Origin of the sequence: Gilvibacter sp., assembly GCF_013214815.1 — a bacterium.
Taxonomy (GTDB): domain Bacteria; phylum Bacteroidota; class Bacteroidia; order Flavobacteriales; family Flavobacteriaceae; genus Gilvibacter.
On the sequence record NZ_JABSPU010000023.1, the window covers coordinates 15,099 to 35,438 of the forward strand.

Annotated in this window: 14 protein-coding genes and 3 tRNA genes; 16 read left to right on the forward strand and 1 reads right to left on the reverse strand. The window is 43.7% G+C overall.

The window, feature by feature from the left end; genetic code table 11:
• Positions 1-70 precede the first annotated feature (70 nt).
• From HRT75_RS06850 to HRT75_RS06915, 14 genes are all read left to right on the forward strand, one after another.
• Positions 71-143: transfer RNA gene (locus HRT75_RS06850), tRNA-Gly, on the forward strand.
• 112 nt (positions 144-255) lie between these two features.
• Positions 256-327 (forward strand) — tRNA-Thr (locus HRT75_RS06855).
• A 126-nt stretch (positions 328-453) separates the two neighbouring features.
• Entirely contained in the window at positions 454-1,641 is a 1,188-nt protein-coding gene (tuf, locus tag HRT75_RS06860) for an elongation factor Tu (protein ID WP_291184309.1), read from the forward strand.
• A gap of 68 nt (positions 1,642-1,709) precedes the next feature.
• Positions 1,710-1,782: transfer RNA gene (locus HRT75_RS06865), tRNA-Trp, on the forward strand.
• A 15-nt stretch (positions 1,783-1,797) separates the two neighbouring features.
• Positions 1,798-1,986 carry a preprotein translocase subunit SecE gene (gene secE, locus HRT75_RS06870; protein WP_087523082.1) on the forward strand — a complete coding sequence of 63 codons (189 nt, stop codon included), beginning with the start codon at positions 1,798-1,800 and terminating at the stop codon, positions 1,984-1,986.
• 10 nt (positions 1,987-1,996) lie between these two features.
• A complete protein-coding gene (gene nusG, locus HRT75_RS06875; protein WP_291184313.1) occupies positions 1,997-2,551 on the forward strand; it encodes a transcription termination/antitermination protein NusG in 555 nt (184 codons plus the stop codon).
• A 74-nt stretch (positions 2,552-2,625) separates the two neighbouring features.
• Positions 2,626-3,063 (forward strand): 50S ribosomal protein L11, encoded by a 438-nt coding sequence (rplK, locus tag HRT75_RS06880; RefSeq protein ID WP_087523080.1) that lies wholly within the window; start codon positions 2,626-2,628, stop codon positions 3,061-3,063.
• 20 nt (positions 3,064-3,083) lie between these two features.
• The gene (gene rplA, locus HRT75_RS06885) at positions 3,084-3,779 is read left to right on the forward strand and encodes a 50S ribosomal protein L1 (protein ID WP_291184317.1); all 696 of its coding nucleotides are present in this window, start codon (positions 3,084-3,086) and stop codon (positions 3,777-3,779) included.
• A gap of 15 nt (positions 3,780-3,794) precedes the next feature.
• Complete coding sequence (rplJ, locus tag HRT75_RS06890) at positions 3,795-4,316, forward strand: 50S ribosomal protein L10 (RefSeq protein WP_291184321.1); 522 nt, start codon at positions 3,795-3,797, stop codon at positions 4,314-4,316.
• 54 nt (positions 4,317-4,370) lie between these two features.
• Entirely contained in the window at positions 4,371-4,748 is a 378-nt protein-coding gene (gene rplL / locus HRT75_RS06895) for a 50S ribosomal protein L7/L12 (RefSeq protein ID WP_087523077.1), read from the forward strand.
• A gap of 137 nt (positions 4,749-4,885) precedes the next feature.
• Complete coding sequence (rpoB, locus tag HRT75_RS06900) at positions 4,886-8,698, forward strand: DNA-directed RNA polymerase subunit beta (protein ID WP_291184325.1); 3,813 nt, start codon at positions 4,886-4,888, stop codon at positions 8,696-8,698.
• A gap of 68 nt (positions 8,699-8,766) precedes the next feature.
• A complete protein-coding gene (rpoC, locus tag HRT75_RS06905; RefSeq protein WP_291184328.1) occupies positions 8,767-13,068 on the forward strand; it encodes a DNA-directed RNA polymerase subunit beta' in 4,302 nt (1,433 codons plus the stop codon).
• Positions 13,069-13,135: 67 nt separating this feature from the next.
• Complete coding sequence (locus HRT75_RS06910; RefSeq protein WP_291184331.1) at positions 13,136-13,450, forward strand: DUF3467 domain-containing protein; 315 nt, start codon at positions 13,136-13,138, stop codon at positions 13,448-13,450.
• 179 nt (positions 13,451-13,629) lie between these two features.
• Entirely contained in the window at positions 13,630-15,381 is a 1,752-nt protein-coding gene (locus HRT75_RS06915; RefSeq protein ID WP_291184334.1) for an FG-GAP repeat protein, read from the forward strand.
• Between the two features lie 59 nt (positions 15,382-15,440).
• Here the strand turns inward: HRT75_RS06915 and HRT75_RS06920 are convergent, their stop codons facing one another.
• Positions 15,441-17,042, reverse strand: coding sequence for a peptide chain release factor 3 (locus HRT75_RS06920; RefSeq protein ID WP_291184337.1), 1,602 nt, complete (start codon positions 17,040-17,042; stop codon positions 15,441-15,443).
• A gap of 457 nt (positions 17,043-17,499) precedes the next feature.
• Between HRT75_RS06920 and HRT75_RS06925 the strand changes: the two genes are divergently transcribed.
• Positions 17,500-17,940: a hypothetical protein gene (locus tag HRT75_RS06925; protein WP_291184340.1), complete on the forward strand. Its 441-nt coding sequence runs from the start codon at positions 17,500-17,502 to the stop codon at positions 17,938-17,940.
• A 100-nt stretch (positions 17,941-18,040) separates the two neighbouring features.
• Positions 18,041-20,340 (forward strand): VWA domain-containing protein (locus tag HRT75_RS06930; protein ID WP_291184343.1); only part of this gene is annotated, 2,300 nt, incomplete at its 3' end.

Consider the following 20,340-nt stretch of genomic DNA (forward strand, 5'->3'; position numbering starts at 1 on the left):
AAATTTCATTAATTTTGCAGCACTAAAATTTCGACGTACTGAAAACCAATCTTGCACAGCAAGAAAAAACGCGGGAGTAGCTCAGTTGGTAGAGCGTCAGCCTTCCAAGCTGAATGTCGCCGGTTCGAACCCGGTCTCCCGCTCAAAAGTCAAGCCGAAATCGCATCTTCATTAGAGGGTGCGATTTTTGCTGTACTTATCGGTCAGTAAAATGATGGATAAGGCAGGCGGGGCTAGACGGCCCAACCCGCATAAGCCGATGTAGCTCAGGGGTAGAGCGTTTCCTTGGTAAGGAAGAGGTCACGGGTTCAATTCCCGTCATTGGCTCTAAGTAGTTTGAAAGAACTGCTTCTTTGGATTAGTCAACAGGATACGCTAAGTATCGGAAGGTCTTAATTCAACAGTAAACAAGAATTTGAACACTAATATAATTAAGATTAAAAATTAATAAACATGGCAAAGGAAACTTTTGATCGTTCCAAACCGCACTTGAACATCGGTACTATTGGACACGTTGATCACGGGAAAACTACCCTTACTGCCGCTATTACAACTGTACTAGCCAACGCAGGATTGTCTGAGTTGCGTTCTTTCGACTCTATCGATAACGCTCCAGAAGAAAAAGAAAGAGGTATTACTATTAATACCTCTCACGTAGAGTATCAGACGGCTAACCGTCACTACGCACACGTTGACTGTCCAGGTCACGCCGACTACGTTAAGAACATGGTAACTGGTGCTGCACAAATGGACGGTGCTATCCTTGTAGTAGCTGCTACAGATGGTCCAATGCCACAAACACGTGAGCACATCCTTCTAGGACGTCAGGTAGGTATTCCACGTATCGTTGTATTCATGAACAAAGTGGATATGGTAGACGATGAGGAACTACTTGAACTAGTAGAGATGGAAATCCGTGACCTATTGAGCTTCTACGAGTATGACGGAGACAATGGTCCTGTTATCGCTGGATCTGCTCTTGGTGCACTTAACGGTGAGCAAAAGTGGGTTGACACTGTAATGGAGCTTATGGAAGCTGTAGACAACTGGATTGAGCTACCTAAGCGTGATGTAGATAAAGATTTCTTGATGCCAATCGAGGATGTATTCTCTATTACTGGTCGTGGTACTGTTGCTACGGGTCGTATCGAGACTGGAGTTGCCAACACTGGTGACGCTGTAGACATCATCGGAATGGGAGCTGAGAAATTGACTTCTACTATTACTGGTGTTGAGATGTTCCGTAAGATCCTAGATCGCGGTGAAGCTGGTGATAATGTTGGTATCCTTCTACGTGGTATTGAAAAGACTGAGATCAAAAGAGGTATGGTAATCTGTAAGCCAGGTTCTGTAACTCCTCACGCTAAATTCAAAGCCGAGGTTTATATCCTTAAGAAAGAAGAAGGTGGACGTCACACTCCATTCCACAACAACTACCGTCCTCAGTTCTACGTACGTACAACTGACGTAACTGGAAACATTGTACTTCCTGATGGTGTTGAGATGGTAATGCCTGGTGATAACCTTACCATTACTGTTGACTTGATTCAACCTATCGCACTTAACGTTGGATTGCGTTTCGCTATTCGTGAAGGTGGTAGAACTGTTGGAGCTGGTCAGGTTACTGAAATCATCGACTAAGTACACAGTAGATAAACATAAATAAGTCAAAGGTGTCCCGTTTTCGCGGTGCACCTTGACTTTTATCTACGGGTTTAGCTCAGTTGGTAGAGCACTGGTCTCCAAAACCAGGTGTCGGGAGTTCGAGTCTCTCAACCCGTGCAAAACACAAGAACAATGATAGAATATATTAAAGAGTCGTATAACGAGCTAAGAAATCACGTGACTTGGACACCTTTATCTGAGGCTCAACGACTTACTGTTATTGTTGCAGTTTTTTCTGTTGTATTGGCATTGGCCACTTGGGGAGTAGACACAGTCTTCTCTGGAGTGATCGAGCAGTACTTTAAACTAATCAAGGGATAAACGCTGCAGAATGACGGAGACAAAAAATACTAAGAAGTGGTATGTTGTTCGTTCGGTTAGCGGACAAGAGAACAAGATCAAGAACTACATCGAAAGTGAAGTGGTGCGCTTGAATCTGCAAGATTATATCGAGCAAGTTCTGGTTCCAACCGAAAAGGTTATTCAGATCCGCAACGGAAAAAAGATAAGTAAAGAACGTGTGTACTTTCCAGGATATATCATTATCAATGCGAATATCACCGGAGAGATTCCACACATCATAAAATCCATCAACGGTGTGATAGGTTTCTTAGGAGAGACCAAAGGGGGAGACCCTGTGCCGTTAAGACAGTCTGAAGTGAACAGAATGTTAGGTAAGGTAGACGAATTGGCTATCGAAGATGAGAACCTAAACATTCCTTATGTAGTAGGAGAGACTGTAAAAGTGATCGATGGTCCTTTCAACGGATTCAACGGAACCGTAGAGAAGATCAACGAAGAAAAACGCAAGCTAGAAGTTATGGTGAAGATCTTCGGTCGTAAGACTCCACTGGAGCTCAGCTATATGCAAGTAGAAAAAATTTAGTAAAAAACTGTTACGCGAATAAAGTGATTCTTCCGGAGCTTCCAACTGTGAAGAATCGACCTAAAATGTAAACAATGGCAAAAGAAGTAGATAAAGTCGTAAAGTTACAGGTTCGAGGTGGAGCGGCTAACCCGTCACCGCCAGTAGGACCCGCTTTAGGTGCCGCAGGTGTTAACATCATGGAGTTCTGCAAGCAATTCAATGGTAGAACTCAAGATAAGCAAGGTAAAGTATTGCCTGTTGTGATTACGGTTTATAAGGACAAATCTTTTGAGTTTGTAATTAAGACCCCTCCAGCAGCTGTACAGATCCTTGAGGCAGCCAAAGTCAAAAAAGGCTCTGGTGAACCACACGTGCGTAAAGTAGCCACAATTTCCTGGGATCAGGTGAAAACTATTGCAGAAGATAAAATGCCGGATTTGAACGCATTTACAATCGAGTCTGCCATGAAAATGGTAGCTGGTACTGCACGATCTATGGGAGTTAAAATCAAAGGGACAGCCCCTTTTTAATGATTTAAAGAAAACAGATCATGGCAAAATTGACCAAAAAGCAAAAGGAAGCTCGCGCGAAGGTAGACGTAAATAAGGACTACAGCTTGACCGAAGCTTCTGCTTTAATAAAAGAGATCACCAACGTGAACTTTGACGCCTCTGTAGATCTTGCAGTTCGTTTGAATGTTGACCCTCGCAAAGCTAACCAAATGGTTCGCGGGGTTGTAACACTTCCACACGGAACTGGTAAAGATGTAAAAGTATTGGCCTTGGTTACTCCAGATAAGGAGGCCGAAGCTACTGCTGCAGGAGCTGATTTCGTTGGTTTAGACGAATACCTCGATAAGATTAAAGGAGGATGGACAGATGTTGACGTAATTGTTACCATGCCAAGCGTAATGGGTAAGTTAGGACCACTAGGACGTATTCTAGGACCTCGTGGACTTATGCCAAACCCTAAGACTGGTACAGTAACAATGGACGTTGCTAAAGCGGTGCAAGATGTGAAAGGTGGTAAGATCGACTTTAAAGTAGATAAGACCGGTATCGTTCACGCTGCGATCGGAAAATCGTCATTTGACGCAGAAAAAATCGCTGGAAATGCCCGCGAATTAATAACCACATTAGTAAAGTTAAAGCCTCAAGCGGCCAAAGGTGTATACATCAAGAGCATTTACATGTCCAGTACTATGAGTCCTGGAGTGAGTGTAGACACCAAGCGATTTGCTGAGTAGTAAAACCCATAGACAATGACAAGAGAAGAAAAATCACAAGTTATTCAGGATTTGACTGCACAGCTAGCTGAGAACTCTGTAGTATATCTAGCGGATATTTCAGGCTTGGACGCAGGAACTACAACCAACTTGAGACGCGCTTGTTTTAAAGCGGGAGTTAAGTTGTCTGTAGTAAAGAACACTTTGCTTGAGAAAGCAATGGAGAGCAGTGACAAGGACTTCGGAGAATTATCTGGTGTGCTTAAAGGCAACACCTCATTGATGTTCTCTGAGACTGGAAACGCTCCAGCTAAAGTGATCAAGGAGTTCCGTAAAAAAGCGGACCGTCCAATCCTTAAAGGTGCTTTCATCGAAGAAGCAGTTTTCATTGGCGACGACCAATTGGATGCTCTCGTTGAGATCAAATCGAAAGAGGAGCTTATTGGCGATATCATCGGATTGTTGCAATCGCCTGCTAAGAACGTTATCTCTGCTCTTAAATCGAGCGGTGGAACGATTGCAGGAATTGTTAAGACACTTTCTGAGCGCGAAGGATAAGCACAACAAGAAAAATCAAACACTTAGAATACAATTTTATTAAAACGATAGAAAATGGCAGATTTAAAAGAATTCGCAGAACAATTAGTTAACCTTACTGTAAAAGAGGTAAACGAGTTAGCTGACATCCTTAAAGAAGAGTACGGTATCGAGCCTGCTGCTGCAGCTGTAGCTGTTGCTGCTGGTGGTGGTGCTGCTGGTGGAGACGCCGCTGAAGAGAAGTCAGAATTCGACGTAATCCTTAAAGCCGCTGGAGGTTCTAAACTAGCTGTAGTAAAACTAGTTAAAGAATTGACAGGTGCTGGTCTTAAAGACGCTAAGGAACTAGTTGATAACGCTCCTTCACCAATCAAAGAAGGTGTAGCTAAAGACGAAGCTGAAGCACTAAAAGCTCAGTTAGAAGAAGCTGGCGCTGAGGTTGAGCTTAAGTAAGCTCCCGGCAGTTAGCCAACCCTAAGGTTTAGGCCTTCCCGAATGCGGGATGGGCCTAAACCATTTTGCGTATATAAAGGTTTGATTTTAAAACCTTTGCGCACCCTAGTTTTTTGTTAATTAAATTCCGTTCGTAGATGTCCGCAACGAAAACTGAAAGATTGAATTTCTCTTCTGTGCAAAACAAGCCGGATTATCCAGACTTCCTGGACATTCAGGTAAAATCCTTCCAAGATTTTTTCCAGTTAGAGACCAAATCAGAAGAACGAGGAGACGAAGGTTTGTACAACACCTTCATGGAAAACTTTCCAATTACAGATACCCGCAATCAATTTGTACTGGAATTTTTAGATTACTTCGTTGATCCGCCACGCTACTCGATTTTAGAGTGTATTGAGCGCGGATTGACCTACAGCGTTCCGTTAAAGGCCCGCTTAAAATTATACTGTACCGATCCAGAGCACGAAGATTTTGAAACTATCGTGCAGGACGTATACTTGGGAACTATCCCGTATATGACACCGTCTGGAACTTTTTGTATCAACGGTGCTGAACGTGTAGTTGTATCTCAGCTTCACCGTTCACCAGGGGTGTTCTTTGGACAGTCCTTCCACGCTAATGGTACCAAATTGTACTCGGCACGTGTGATCCCATTCAAAGGATCATGGATTGAATTTGCGACCGATATCAACAGTGTAATGTACGCTTATATCGATCGTAAAAAGAAATTACCAGTAACTACACTTTTCCGCGCCATCGGTTTTGAGCGCGATAAAGATATCTTAGAGATCTTTGACCTTGCAGAAGAGGTGAAGGCCACAAAAACTGGACTTAAGAAATACATGGATCGCAAGTTGGCGGCTCGTGTACTTAAGACCTGGCACGAAGATTTCGTAGATGAAGATACTGGAGAGGTTGTATCTATCGAAAGAAACGAGATCGTTTTGGATCGTGATACCATCCTTGAAAAAGAACATATTGACGTAATTCTTGAGTCCGGAAGTAAGACCATCTTACTTCACAAAGAAGATAATCAGCAGGCGGACTACGCGATTATCCACAACACTTTACAAAAGGACCCTACCAACTCTGAAAAAGAAGCGGTAGAGCACATTTATCGTCAATTGCGTAACGCTGAACCGCCCGATGAAGAAACCGCTCGCGGAATCATCAACAAGTTGTTCTTCTCAGATCAACGATACAATTTGGGTGAGGTAGGACGTTACCGAATGAACAAAAAACTCGGTTTGGATATCGATATGGACAAGCAGGTGCTTACCAAAGAAGATATCATTACCATCATCAAGTATTTGATTGAATTGATCAACTCTAAAGCGGAGATTGATGATATCGATCACTTGTCTAACCGTCGTGTACGTACCGTAGGAGAGCAACTTTCTTCACAGTTTGGAGTAGGTTTAGCGCGTATGGCTCGTACCATTCGTGAGCGTATGAACGTTCGTGACAACGAGGTATTTACTCCGATCGACTTGATCAATGCGAAGACTTTATCTTCTGTGATCAACTCCTTCTTTGGAACTAACCAATTGTCTCAGTTCATGGACCAGACCAACCCACTTGCAGAGATCACGCACAAGCGTCGTCTTTCTGCACTAGGACCTGGAGGTCTATCCCGTGAGCGCGCCGGTTTTGAGGTTCGAGACGTACACTACACCCACTACGGGCGTCTGTGTCCTATTGAAACTCCTGAAGGTCCAAACATTGGACTGATCTCTTCTCTTTCTGTGTATGCCAAGGTGAATAACCTCGGATTCATTGAAACTCCTTACCGCAAGGTGGAGAACGGTAAAGTTGACTTGAAGTCAGAGCCGATCTACCTATCTGCAGAAGAGGAAGAAGAGAAACTAATTGCTCAGGCAAACATTCCGCTTAAGAAAGACGGAACTATTGAAAACGATCGTGTCATTGCTCGTATGGAAGGTGACTTCCCAGTAGTAGACCCTAAGGAGGTACACTACACGGATGTAGCGCCAAACCAGATCTCGTCGATCTCGGCTTCGCTTATTCCTTTCTTGGAGCACGATGATGCGAACCGTGCCTTGATGGGATCAAACATGATGCGTCAGGCGGTACCGCTTCTTATTGCAGATTCTCCAATTGTGGGAACTGGATTGGAGCGTCAAGTAGCGTCCGATTCACGAGTATTGATCAACGCAGAAGGTGACGGAGTAGTTGAATACGTGGACTCTCGTGAGATCACTATCAAATACGATCGTAACGATACCGAGCGTTTGGTAAGTTTTGATGGAGATTCTAAAACCTATCAGTTGATCAAATTCCGCAAGACCAACCAGAGTACTTCGATCAACTTGAAGCCTATCGTTCGCAAAGGTGACCGTGTGGCAAAAGGACAGGTACTGTGTCAAGGTTATGCAACGGAAGACGGAGAATTGGCACTAGGACGTAACATGAAAGTGGCTTTTATGCCATGGAAGGGTTACAACTTTGAGGATGCGATTGTGATCTCAGAAAAAGTGGTTCGTGAAGATATCTTTACGTCTATTCACATTGATGAGTACTCGCTAGAAGTTCGCGATACCAAATTAGGTAACGAAGAATTGACTAGTGATATCCCTAACGTATCCGAAGAGGCTACTAAAGACTTGGACGAGCACGGTATGATCCGCGTTGGTGCCGAGGTGAAGCCTGGTGATATCCTAATCGGAAAGATCACTCCAAAAGGAGAGAGCGATCCGACTCCGGAAGAAAAACTACTTCGCGCCATCTTTGGTGACAAAGCAGGTGATGTAAAAGATGCTTCTTTGAAAGCTTCTCCATCACTAAGCGGGGTAGTAATTGACAAAAAACTATTTGCACGCGCTATTAAAGACAAGCGCAAACGTGCTAAAGATAAAGAAGACATCAACGAGCTTGAATTGAAGTACGAGACTAAGTTCTCTGCTTTGAAGGACGTGCTCGTTGAGAAGCTCTTTGAGATCGTGGGTGGTAAAACTGCTCAAGGTGTAATGAATGACTTGGGTGAAGAGATCTTCCCTAAAGGAAAGAAGTACACCCTTAAGATGCTTAACGCTGTAGACGATTATACGCACCTTACACAAGGAACGTGGACTACAGATAAGGACACCAACAAATTGGTTGCCGAGTTGTTGCACAACTACAAGATCAAAGAGAATGACCTACAGGGTAACCTGAGACGCGAGAAGTTTACCATCTCTGTTGGAGATGAGCTTCCTTCTGGAATCTTGAAACTGGCTAAAGTTTACATCGCTAAGAAACGTAAGCTTAAGGTAGGAGATAAGATGGCAGGACGTCACGGTAACAAAGGTATTGTTGCACGTATTGTACGTGAAGAGGATATGCCATTCCTTGAAGACGGTACTCCTGTAGATATCGTATTGAACCCACTTGGGGTACCATCTCGTATGAACATCGGACAGATCTACGAAACGGTACTAGGATGGGCTGGTCAGAAATTGGGTCGCAAGTTTGCTACTCCGATCTTTGACGGTGCTACTCTAGACCAGATCAACGAATTGACTGATGAGGCAGGTATTCCACGCTTCGGACACACTTATCTATACGATGGTGGAACCGGAGAGCGTTTTGATCAGCCGGCAACAGTTGGTGTGATCTACATGCTTAAGTTGGGTCACATGGTCGATGACAAGATGCACGCCCGTTCTATTGGACCTTACTCGCTCATTACGCAGCAACCACTTGGAGGTAAGGCACAATTTGGTGGTCAGCGTTTTGGAGAAATGGAGGTTTGGGCGCTCGAAGCATACGGAGCATCCAGCACCTTGCGCGAAATTCTAACGGTTAAATCCGATGACGTAATTGGACGTGCCAAGACTTATGAAGCTATCGTGAAAGGCGAAAGCATGCCAGAACCTGGTCTGCCTGAGTCATTCAACGTATTGATGCATGAATTGAAAGGTCTTGGATTGGATATCCGTTTAGAAGAGTAATTGCCCTTTTGGGGATAAGATAAAGTGTAGCTCACTTTAGCATTAAATTAGCATAGCATATTAGCATTATGGCAAGAAATAAAGATAACAACACGGTAAAGAAATTCAACAAGATTTCTATTGGTTTGGCTTCACCGGAGTCTATTTTGGCAGAATCTCGCGGAGAGGTATTGAAACCAGAAACCATCAACTACCGTACCCACAAACCCGAGCGCGACGGTTTGTTCTGCGAGCGTATTTTTGGACCTGTAAAGGACTACGAATGTGCCTGTGGAAAGTATAAGCGTATCCGATACAAAGGAATCGTTTGTGACCGTTGTGGGGTAGAAGTTACCGAAAAGAAAGTGCGTCGTGATCGTGTAGGTCACATCAACTTGGTTGTACCTGTTGCGCATATTTGGTACTTCAGAAGTCTTCCGAACAAGATCGGATACCTTCTTGGATTGCCGTCCAAGAAGTTGGATATGATTATCTATTATGAGCGTTATGTGGTTATTCAACCAGGTATCGCCAAAAACGAAGAGGGAGAGCCGTTGCAAAAGATGGACTTCCTTACTGAAGAGGAGTATTTGAATGTATTGGATACCCTTCCTCAGGAGAATATGTATTTAGAAGATTCTGATCCTAACAAATTCATCGCGAAGATGGGAGCAGAGTGTTTGATCGAATTGTTGAACCGCATTGATCTAGACAGCTTGTCTTTTGATCTGCGTCACAAGGCGAACAACGAAACTTCTAAGCAACGTAAAACAGAAGCCCTTAAGCGTTTGCAAGTGGTGGAAGCTTTGCGTGAGGCTAACAACAACCGCGAGAACAAGCCTGAGTGGATGATCATGAAGGTAATTCCGGTGATTCCACCAGAATTGCGTCCATTGGTACCACTAGATGGTGGACGTTTCGCAACTTCGGATTTGAACGACCTTTACCGTCGTGTGATTATCCGTAACAACCGTTTGAAGCGTTTGGTAGAGATCAAAGCTCCGGAAGTGATCTTACGTAATGAAAAGCGTATGCTACAGGAATCTGTGGACTCACTATTCGACAACACTCGTAAGTCATCCGCAGTAAAAACAGACTCTAACCGTCCACTGAAATCACTTTCTGACTCGCTTAAAGGTAAGCAAGGACGTTTCCGTCAAAACTTACTTGGTAAGCGTGTGGATTATTCAGCGCGTTCGGTAATTGTTGTTGGACCTGAATTGAAATTATACGAATGTGGTCTGCCTAAAAACATGGCCGCAGAACTATACAAGCCGTTTGTGATCCGTAAACTGATCGAGCGTGGTATCGTGAAAACGGTAAAATCGGCTAAAAAGATCATCGATAAGAAAGAGCCTGTAGTTTGGGATATCTTGGAGAACGTTCTTAAAGGACACCCAGTACTCCTGAACCGTGCTCCTACGCTTCACCGTTTGGGTATCCAAGCGTTCCAGCCTAAGCTTATCGAAGGGAAAGCGATTCAGCTGCACCCGTTAGTGTGTACGGCATTTAATGCCGACTTTGATGGTGACCAAATGGCGGTTCACCTTCCACTAGGGCCAGAAGCAATTCTGGAAGCACAGTTGTTGATGCTTGCCTCTCACAATATTTTGAACCCAGCAAACGGTTCTCCAGTAGCGGTACCGTCTCAGGATATGGTATTGGGTCTGTACTATATGACCAAGCCGCGTAAATCCACAAAAGAGCACCCAATTAAAGGGGAAGGTTTGACCTTCTACTCTGCGGAAGAGGTTGTAATCGCTTACAACGAAAAGAAAGTTGACTTGAACGCGATCATCAAGATCCGTACAAAAGACTTTAACGAAGCTGGAGAATTGGTATACCAAGTTATTGAGTCGACTGTAGGTCGTGTGATCTTTAACCAGGAAGTACCAGAGGCTGCAGGTTACATCAACGAAGTATTGACCAAGAAATCGCTACGTGATATCATTGGTGGTATTTTGAAAGTAACCGACGTGCCTACCACTGCTGATTTCTTAGACTCTATTAAAGACCTTGGATATAAGTTCGCTTTTGAAGGAGGATTGTCGTTTAGCCTTGGGGATATCATTATTCCACAGGAGAAGCACACCATGATTGACGACGCGAACCAACAAGTAGACGGTATTATTGCCAACTACAACATGGGTCTTATCACTAACAACGAGCGTTACAACCAGGTAATTGATATCTGGACTGCAACCAACGCGAACTTGACGGAGCTTTCTATGAAGCGTATCCGTGAAGATCAGCAAGGGTTTAACTCGGTGTATATGATGCTTGATTCTGGAGCGCGTGGTTCTAAGGAGCAGATCCGTCAGTTGACGGGTATGCGTGGTCTGATGGCCAAGCCGAAGAAATCCAACTCTGGAGGTGGTGAAATTATTGAAAATCCGATCCTTTCTAACTTTAAGGAAGGACTATCGATCTTAGAATACTTTATCTCTACGCACGGTGCGCGTAAAGGTCTTGCGGATACGGCCCTTAAAACGGCGGATGCTGGATACTTGACACGTCGTTTGGTAGATGTTTCTCAGGATGTGATCATCAACGAGCACGACTGTGGTACGCTACGCGGAGTAGAGGTAACCCCACTTAAGAAGAACGAAGAAGTTGTGGAGTCCCTAGGCGAGCGTATCGTTGGACGTACTTCACTAAACGATGTTTACGATCCGCTTAGCAACGAATTATTAGTTGCTGCAGGAGAGCATATTGACGAGGTTGTTGCCAAGAGAATCGATGCGTCTCCAGTGGAAAGTGTAGAGGTTCGTTCTGCTTTGACTTGTGAGGCTAAGAAAGGAATCTGTGCTATGTGTTACGGTCGCAACTTAGCGACTGGTAAGATGGTTCAGATCGGTGAAGCTGTTGGTGTTGTGGCTGCTCAGTCAATTGGAGAGCCTGGTACACAGCTTACACTACGTACCTTCCACGTGGGTGGTATTGCCGGAAACATCTCCGAAGAGAACAAACTACAAGTGAAGTTTGACGGTAAGGCCGAGATCGAAGACTTGAAAACTGTTAAGGGAGAAGACGCAGAAGGAAACGAAGTTGATATCGTTATCTCTCGTACTTCTGAGATCAAAATGGTTGACAAGAAAACTGGAATTGTCCTAAGTACAAACAACATTCCTTACGGTTCATCCATCTTTGTAAAAGACGGACAGACCCTTAAGAAAGGTGATGTGGTATGTCAGTGGGATCCATATAACGGTGTAATCATCTCTGAATTTGCTGGTAAGATCAAGTACGAGAATATCGAACAAGGTGTTACTTATCAAGTAGAAATTGACGAACAAACCGGATTCCAGGAGAAAGTGATCTCTGAATCAAGAAACAAGAAACTGATCCCAACGCTTCAGATCTGTGGAGCTAAAGGAGAAGTGATCCGTTCATACAACTTACCAGTAGGGGCTCACCTTATGGTAGACGATGCTGAGAAGATCAAGGTTGGTAAGATCTTGGTTAAGATTCCACGTAAATCTGCGAAAGCGGGTGATATTACAGGGGGTCTTCCACGAGTTACTGAGCTCTTTGAAGCGCGTAACCCATCGAACCCTGCAGTTGTAAGTGAGATTGACGGTGTTGTTTCCTTTGGAAAGATCAAGCGTGGTAACCGCGAGATCATTGTAGAATCTAAATTAGGTGACATTAAGAAATACTTGGTAAAGCTGTCTAATCAGATCCTGGTACAGGAGAACGATTACATCCGCGCCGGTATGCCTCTTTCTGACGGTTCTATCACTCCAGAGGATATCTTGAAGATCAAAGGCCCATCTGCAGTACAGCAGTACTTGGTGAACGAAGTTCAAGAAGTATACCGTCTGCAAGGGGTGAAGATCAACGATAAGCACTTTGAGGTAGTAGTACGTCAAATGATGCGTAAGGTTAAGATCAACGATCCGGGAGACACTATCTTCTTAGAGAACCAATTGACGCACAAATACGACTTCATTGAAGAGAACGATAAGATCTTTGGAATGAAGGTAGTATCTAGCGCTGGTGATTCTGAAACTTTGAAAGAAGGTCAGATCGTATCGCCACGTCAGTTGCGTGATGAGAACTCTATCTTGAGACGTGCAGACAAAGCCTTGGTTGAAGCTCGTGATGCAGTACCTGCAACAGCGACTCCAATCCTACAAGGGATCACACGTGCATCGCTACAAACTAAGTCCTTCATCTCTGCGGCTTCCTTCCAGGAAACTACTAAGGTGTTGAACGAAGCAGCGGTAAGCGGTAAAGTTGATACTCTTGAAGGCTTGAAAGAGAATGTAATTGTAGGTCACCGTATTCCTGCCGGTACTGGTATGCGTAATTACGATCATATCATCGTCGGTTCTAAAGAGGAATTGGAACAAATGACTGAAGAAAAACAAGAGGTTAACTACAACTAATCCTTGTTCAATAAATAATTTGCAGAATCCCGTTTTATAGCGGGATTCTGTGTTTATAAACTCTATTATGAACGATAATAACGATCAAAAGAAAGGACAAATTAACATTGAATTGGATGAAGCTGTTGCTCAAGGCATTTATAGTAATTTGGCAATTATCAATCATTCCGTTTCAGAATTTGTCGTTGATTATGTCTCTATCATGCCCGGTACGCCTAAGAGTAAGGTGAAAGCGCGGGTTATTTTGACACCTGAGCATGCCAAACGCTTCCATAAAGCCCTAGGGGAAAATATTAAACGTTTTGAAGCGGCAAATGGACCGATTAAAGATTACAAGCAACCACCGATGCCCATTAACTTTGGGCCTACTGGAGAAGCATAAATAAAGCCTCACTTTAAGTGGGGCTTTATTTTTTCATGTGTTTTTAACTAAAGGTTTTACTTCATCATAAGGATTAATCAAGACGTACATCCGATTAAAAGACACTTACATCTAAATAATTTTAACATTCTAACGTAGTTGCTTACATTCTTTTTGTAATTCAACTCAAATTTGCCAAAATGATTGTAAGAATGTTGACCCTTTTGGGTTTTTTGTTGTCTCCTTTGATTGTTGCACAGGTTGGAATCGGCACTACCACTCCACAAGGAGCGCTTGATGTTGTTGGTGCAAATGACACAGGTTTGGTAATTCCTAGAGTGAGTAGTATTGAAAACGTGACTGATGGTAATGGTGGAACTCCCGTTAACGGTACGATGGTCTATGATATCTCGAGAGGTACGACCTGTTTTTACTCCAATAATCGATGGCTCTGCGTAGGCAACGATGCTAGTGGAACCCCAGTGTTATCCGATCAAACACCAGTTCCTTATAGTAGTTTGGGCACCTATTTTAAAGCATCGAACACCGAAGCTTCTGATCGTTTTGGATTGGCCGTAAGTATGAGCAATGATGGTAATACCTTGGTGTTTGGTGCAAGTCAAGAGGATAGTAATGCAACGGGAATTAACGGGTCGGAATCCAATAACGATACTTTTAATTCAGGAGCGGCCTATGTTTTCTCTAGAAGCTCAGGAACTTGGAGTCAGCAAGCCTATATAAAAGCTTCAAATACCGGGATATCTGACTTTTTTGGTGATGTAGTGTCCCTAAGCGGTGATGGAAATACTTTAGCGGTAGGTGTTAGTGCAGAGGATAGCAATGCGACGGGAATCAATGGCGATCAAACCAATAATTTGGCAAGTAGTTCTGGAGCTGTATATGTGTTTACTCGATCGGGAAGTACGTGGTCACAACAAGCATATATCAAGGCCTCCAATACAGAAGGCAACGATAATTTTGGTATTGATGTGTACTTAAGCAATGATGGAAATACCTTGGCGGTAGGAGCCAATTCCGAAGATAGCAATGCCACTGGAGTCAATGGTGATCAAGCCAATAACTCGGCCAGTGCTTCGGGAGCGGCATACGTGTTTACGCGTTCAGGAACGACATGGAGTCAGCAGGCCTATATCAAAGCTTCCAATACGCAGGCATCAGACCTTTTTGGGAGTCATGTAGCACTTAGTGGAGATGGTGATACCTTGGCCGTAGGCGCTAGAAATGAAGATAGCAATGCCACTGGAATCAATGGTGATCAAACCAACAATACGGCCTCCGACTCGGGAGCCGTATACGTTTATACACGATCAGGTACCGTTTGGACGCAGCAAGCCTATTTAAAAGCATCCAACACGGAAGGCACTGACCGATTTGGTAGTTCGGTTGCCTTGGATGGTAGTGGAGATATTCTTGCCGTGGGAGCTACAGGAGAGGACAGTAATGCTAGGGGTGTCAATGGTGATGAATCAAACAACAGTGCAAGTTCTTCAGGGGCGGTTTATGTTTTCACCCGATCCGGAACCACTTGGAGTCAAAATGCCTATGTAAAAGCTTCAAATGCGGATACTAACGACGCCTATGGAACAAGTGTGCATGTGAGCGATAACGGATCTGCCATTGCCGTTGGGTCCAATGGAGAAGCGAGTAATGCAACCGGATTGAATGGGGACGAAAGCAATAATACTGCCTCTAGTGCGGGAGCGGCCTATGTTTATTTCAGATCTGGTAGTACTTGGATTAAAGATGCTTATGTTAAGCCAACAAACACCGATCCGGGGGATGTTTTTGCTCGGAATGTTGTCTTGAGTACCGACGGATTTATTTTCGCTGGTTCTTCATGGCGGGAAGATAGTAACGCAACAGGTATTGGCGGAGACCCGACCAATAATAGTGCCGCCGATTCTGGTGCAGGGTATCTTTATGAAAATTAGTTCTGCGTTTGTAGTAGGATTTTTCAGTGAATATTTACACTTAAAGCGCGCCACCAGCACTAGGCATGTACACTCTCAAATTCACTAATAAAGTGCAACTTCACATTTGGGTATTTGCTCTGCGTCATTTGCAGGGTAAAGGCAGAATCGGCAAAGAACACCAATTGTCCGCGCTTATCTTTAGCCAAGTATTTTGACTTGACTCTTTTGAATTCGCTAAATTCTTCACCCTTAGGATCCTTAGGATCGACCCAACAGGCTTTGTGTACATTGAGCGTCTCATAAGAACATCGAGCTCCATATTCGTGCTCCAAACGGTATTGAATCACCTCAAATTGCAATGCTCCCACGGTTCCAATGACTTTTCTTCCATTGAGTTCAAGAATAAAAAGCTGTGCTACACCCTCATCCATCAATTGGTCAATTCCTTTCTCCAGTTGCTTAGATTTCATAGGGTCGGCATTATTGATGTATTTAAAGTGCTCCGGAGAGAAACTTGGTATTCCTTTATACTGCATATTTTCTCCTTCTGTAAGGGTGTCACCAATCTTAAAATTTCCAGTATCGTGAAGACCGACAATGTCACCGGGATAGGAATAATCGACAATTTGCTTTTTTTCTGCAAAGAAGGCATTTGGGCTTGAGAATTTGAACTTCTTTCCTTGTCTAACATGCAGGTAAGGTTTGTTGCGTTCAAAGGTTCCTGATACAATTTTTACAAACGCCAGTCGGTCGCGGTGTTTGGGATCCATATTGGCGTGGATCTTAAATACGAATCCACTAAAGGCGTCTTCCGAAGGTTTCACCAAGCGCGTATCACTTTCTTTAGGGCGTGGAGTAGGAGCAATGCTCACAAAACAATCCAAGAGTTCACGAACTCCAAAGTTGTTTAATGCCGATCCGAAGAATACAGGCTGCAATTGCCCATCCAAATAAGCCTCTTTATCAAAGCTTGGATAGATTCCGGTAACTAGTTCAAGTTCCTCGCGCAGCACTTCTGCAGCATCCTCGCTGATCAAAGCGTCAAGAGCCGGATCATCCAGATCATTGATCTCTACAGTCTCTTCTATATTCTTTCTAGAATCTCCGCTGAAGAGATTCACATTGTTCTCCCAGATATTGTAGATCCCTTTAAAGTCATATCCCATACCTATTGGGAAGCTCATTGGGGTCACTTTGAGCTGTAGCTTCTGTTCGATCTCATCTAAGAGTTCAAAGGCATCTTTACCTTCTCGGTCCAGCTTGTTGATAAAGACAATCATTGGAATATTGCGCATTCGGCACACAGAAACGAGCTTTTCAGTTTGCTCTTCAACCCCTTTGGCAACGTCAATTACCACGATAACACTATCAACCGCTGTGAGTGTTCTGAAGGTATCTTCTGCGAAATCCTTGTGCCCCGGTGTATCCAAAATATTGATTTTAGTACCTTGATATTCAAAAGCTAGAACGGAGGTGGCTACAGAGATTCCACGTTGGCGCTCGATCTCCATAAAATCCGAGGTCGCTCCCTTTTTAATTTTGTTGGATTTTACCGCGCCTGCTTCTTGAATAGCACCACCAAATAACAGCAGTTTTTCCGTTAGGGTAGTTTTTCCTGCATCGGGGTGAGAGATGATTCCGAAAGTGCGCCTTCTTGCGATTTCTTTGTTTAGACTCATAAGTCAGGATTATTCTTTATCGGTTGCAAATATACATTTTACAGCCGCAGTAGCGGTATTTGAGCGGCCTAGATAAACGATTTGTTTCAAATTTTCAAATTGACGTTTTCTGACATATAATGGAGTCATTATCTCCCATATACGTATAAATACCCATGTGTTCTCGTAATATCATCCTACAAAAAAATGATTGGAAATTACGGTTTTAGTGTAATTCAACGATTTTATTCGCCCATTGAGCTAAAAGATGTTAAAATTCGATTTTAGTAGTGTAATTCCTACTTAAATTTGACCATCAGCTAATTAAGTAAAACCAACTAAGTGAATCGTATTCAATAAGATGAAATTTTGGGAAGAACATTCTTAGTTCGAACCGATTCCTTATAATAGCTCAATTATGATAACCATAAACCCCGCTTCAGCGTGCAGAATTCGTTTGCTCGTTACACTAATAGTCTTGCTTTTCTCGCAAGGAACAATCGCACAAGATTGTAAAGCAAACTTATCAGCGCAAAATCAAAAAAATGTCGGTACGGCAGATGAAGATGGAACAGCCTTCACGCTGGAATTATCCAATCCAACTTCGCGCACCAAGAGCTACCGATTCACCGCAACTTTTTCAAGCACTCCTTGTTCCACTCCTAATAAAGCCAATTTAGGAGAGAATGTGGTTTTGGACGTCAGTTTCGCCGACACCTCTTTTTCAAGTCAGGTGATCACGGGAATGGAAGTGATTCCAAGACAGATGAAAACCTTCAAGGTGGATGTGCAAGTACCAGCGGGTACTCCTTTTAATCGATGGAGTTGTATTGAGATCAATGCCATAGATATGGAATGTGGAACAGTTGCGGCAACGCAATTGCTTCGTGTATTCGTACCGGACCCTTCTGAGGAATAGTCCGTTTTTCTCCCCTCCGGAATCGATCCGGATCAAATCTTTACTACCTACAAATAACGCTTTAATCGGTTTCGTTGGCCGTTAATGAAATAGAACACTTATGAAACAACCAATACCTCACACCAACCTCAAGAAATCTCTTGGAGCCGTCTTGTTCACGCTGCTCTTTTTCTTGTTATCTGCAAATAGCGTTGTGGGCCAAGAGATCACGATCAACAAAGTCGCGGTCGAAAACGGTACTATTTGTAATCAGTTCGATATTACTTTAGAAATCACAGGTGATCCACCAGCTAGACCGCAAGAAGTTGTGCTGATCATTGACCGTTCCGGTAGTATGGATGACGGTCCTGTTCCAGAGCCAATTGACTTTGCTCAGGAAGCTGCGATCGATTTTATCGAGAACTTCTTCGATCCTGCCAATAATCCTACAGGCCTAAACAAAGTGGCCATTGTCAGCTATGCGGGGTCAGCGACTTTAGACCAAGGATTGACTGACAGTAGTGGAGAGGCTTCGTTGATTGCTACAATAAACGCGATAACCACTGGTGGAGCAACCAATATCGCTCAGGCCATAGAAACAGCAGATGATGAACTGACTAATAACGGTACATTTGATTGTGCCACATCTAGAAGTATTATTCTTCTGACAGATGGGGTTCCAACTCGAAATTCTTCAGGGGTTGGATGTAGTAGTGCAGCCACTACCAGCAGCTGTATTAACGATGCGATCACCGCTGGGGTTAATGCGCAAACCACTACTGTTGGTGGAGAAGTATTTGAACAAAACGTATTTACAATTGGCCTTATTGGGGCCATTTCTGGTACTCAGGAGGCTACCGCACTGTCTACTTTAGCTGCAATCCAGAATTCTGGTGCATTCTCCACAGAGGACAATGCAGATCTTTCTGGGATCTACGATGTAATTCTTGGACAATTGGTTGCTGCAGCAAGACAATTACCTGGAGAATCATTAGTGTCTGATGAGATCGATTCCAACTTTGCTTTTGTTCCGGGTTCTTTTGTTGCTAGTAAAGGTACCGCAACAAATGCAGGCCAATTGGTTACTTGGTTTGTTGATGAGGTAGTTGCAGAGACCATCACCCTAGAATACTCTATTGTGGCAGCAGCAGCAGATGTCTGCGGAAACACAGTGGCAGGAGAAGCGGTTATGAATTATGAAGATTCGAACTGTCAGGAGACCTCACAGACCTTTAACAATCCAAGTATTTGCGTGCCTTGTCCTGAGATTACAGCCAACATTGAACGTGATGGATGTACAGCAGATATTATCTATACGGGAACTTTTGATGAGGGCGATTGTGCTTCATTGAGTGATAGTTTCCAATGGGAGTTCTTCCTTAATGATGTATCCGTGGGTACGGCTTCTTCTTTAAGTGGGACTTTCACCTATTCTGGAGCAGCGCCTTTTGAAGGAGACTTCAGAGGTGAGTTGACTTATACAGGTACTTATGGTAGCGGATGCATTTTAGATCCACTTGAAGCTACCTCAACAATCAACATTCCATCACCACCACAAGTAGCGTCTGTAGTTACAGATGTATTGTGTTTTGGTGATTCTACCGGTGCTATTGACATTACCGTGACGGAGGGAACTCCTCCTTATACCTATGCTTGGAGTAATGGTGCCACTACTGAAGATATCAGCGGTCTAGCTGCCGGTTCTTACACGGTAACTGTTACTGATGCTGATGGTTGTAATAATGTAACTACTTCTGCGATTGTTGTTTCTGAACCAAATGAGGCTTTGGAAATTACAGCGGATATTACAGATGTGGCATGTTTCGGAGAAAACACAGGTGCGATAGACGTTTCCGTTACTGGTGGAACCGCTCCTTATACCTATTCATGGGATTCTGGAGAGTCCACGCAAGACCTTAGCGGATTAGCTGCAGGCGTTTATGAGCTTACAGTCACTGATGCTAATGGTTGTTCCGATGGTGTTGCGAGCTTTACAGTCGGACAACCTACTGCTGCACTTTCTGAATCTGCAGCTATAACAGATGCCGCTTGTTTTGGAGAAGCAACTGGAGCTATTGATCTAACAGTAGCCGGAGGAACAGCACCGTATACCTACTCATGGAGTAACGGTGCATCTACAGAAGACATCAGTGGTTTAGCTGCCGGTGATTACACCGTAGACATTGAAGATGCCAACGGTTGTATGTTGAGTCAGACTTATACAGTAGGACAACCTGCTGCAGGGCTTTCTGAATCAGCAAGCATTACAGATGCCGCTTGTTTTGGAGAAGCAACTGGAGCTATTGATCTAACAGTAGCCGGAGGAACAGCACCGTATACCTACTCATGGAGTAACGGTGCATCTACAGAAGACATCAGTGGTTTAGCTGCCGGTGATTACACTGTAGATATTGAAGATGC

Excerpts from the sequence above, each read along its gene's own strand:
- rplJ (WP_291184321.1), top strand. The coding sequence starts at position 3,795 with ATGACAAGAGAAGAAAAATCACAAGTTATTCAGGATTTGACTGCACAG.
- rplK (WP_087523080.1), top strand. The coding sequence starts at position 2,626 with ATGGCAAAAGAAGTAGATAAAGTCGTAAAGTTACAGGTTCGAGGTGGA.
- tuf (WP_291184309.1), top strand. The coding sequence starts at position 454 with ATGGCAAAGGAAACTTTTGATCGTTCCAAACCGCACTTGAACATCGGT.
- HRT75_RS06910 (WP_291184331.1), top strand. The coding sequence starts at position 13,136 with ATGAACGATAATAACGATCAAAAGAAAGGACAAATTAACATTGAATTG.
- rplL (WP_087523077.1), top strand. The coding sequence starts at position 4,371 with ATGGCAGATTTAAAAGAATTCGCAGAACAATTAGTTAACCTTACTGTA.
- secE (WP_087523082.1), top strand. The coding sequence starts at position 1,798 with ATGATAGAATATATTAAAGAGTCGTATAACGAGCTAAGAAATCACGTG.
- rpoB (WP_291184325.1), top strand. The coding sequence starts at position 4,886 with ATGTCCGCAACGAAAACTGAAAGATTGAATTTCTCTTCTGTGCAAAAC.
- HRT75_RS06920 (WP_291184337.1), bottom strand. The coding sequence starts at position 17,042 with ATGAGTCTAAACAAAGAAATCGCAAGAAGGCGCACTTTCGGAATCATC.
- rplA (WP_291184317.1), top strand. The coding sequence starts at position 3,084 with ATGGCAAAATTGACCAAAAAGCAAAAGGAAGCTCGCGCGAAGGTAGAC.
- rpoC (WP_291184328.1), top strand. The coding sequence starts at position 8,767 with ATGGCAAGAAATAAAGATAACAACACGGTAAAGAAATTCAACAAGATT.
- HRT75_RS06915 (WP_291184334.1), top strand. The coding sequence starts at position 13,630 with ATGATTGTAAGAATGTTGACCCTTTTGGGTTTTTTGTTGTCTCCTTTG.
- nusG (WP_291184313.1), top strand. The coding sequence starts at position 1,997 with ATGACGGAGACAAAAAATACTAAGAAGTGGTATGTTGTTCGTTCGGTT.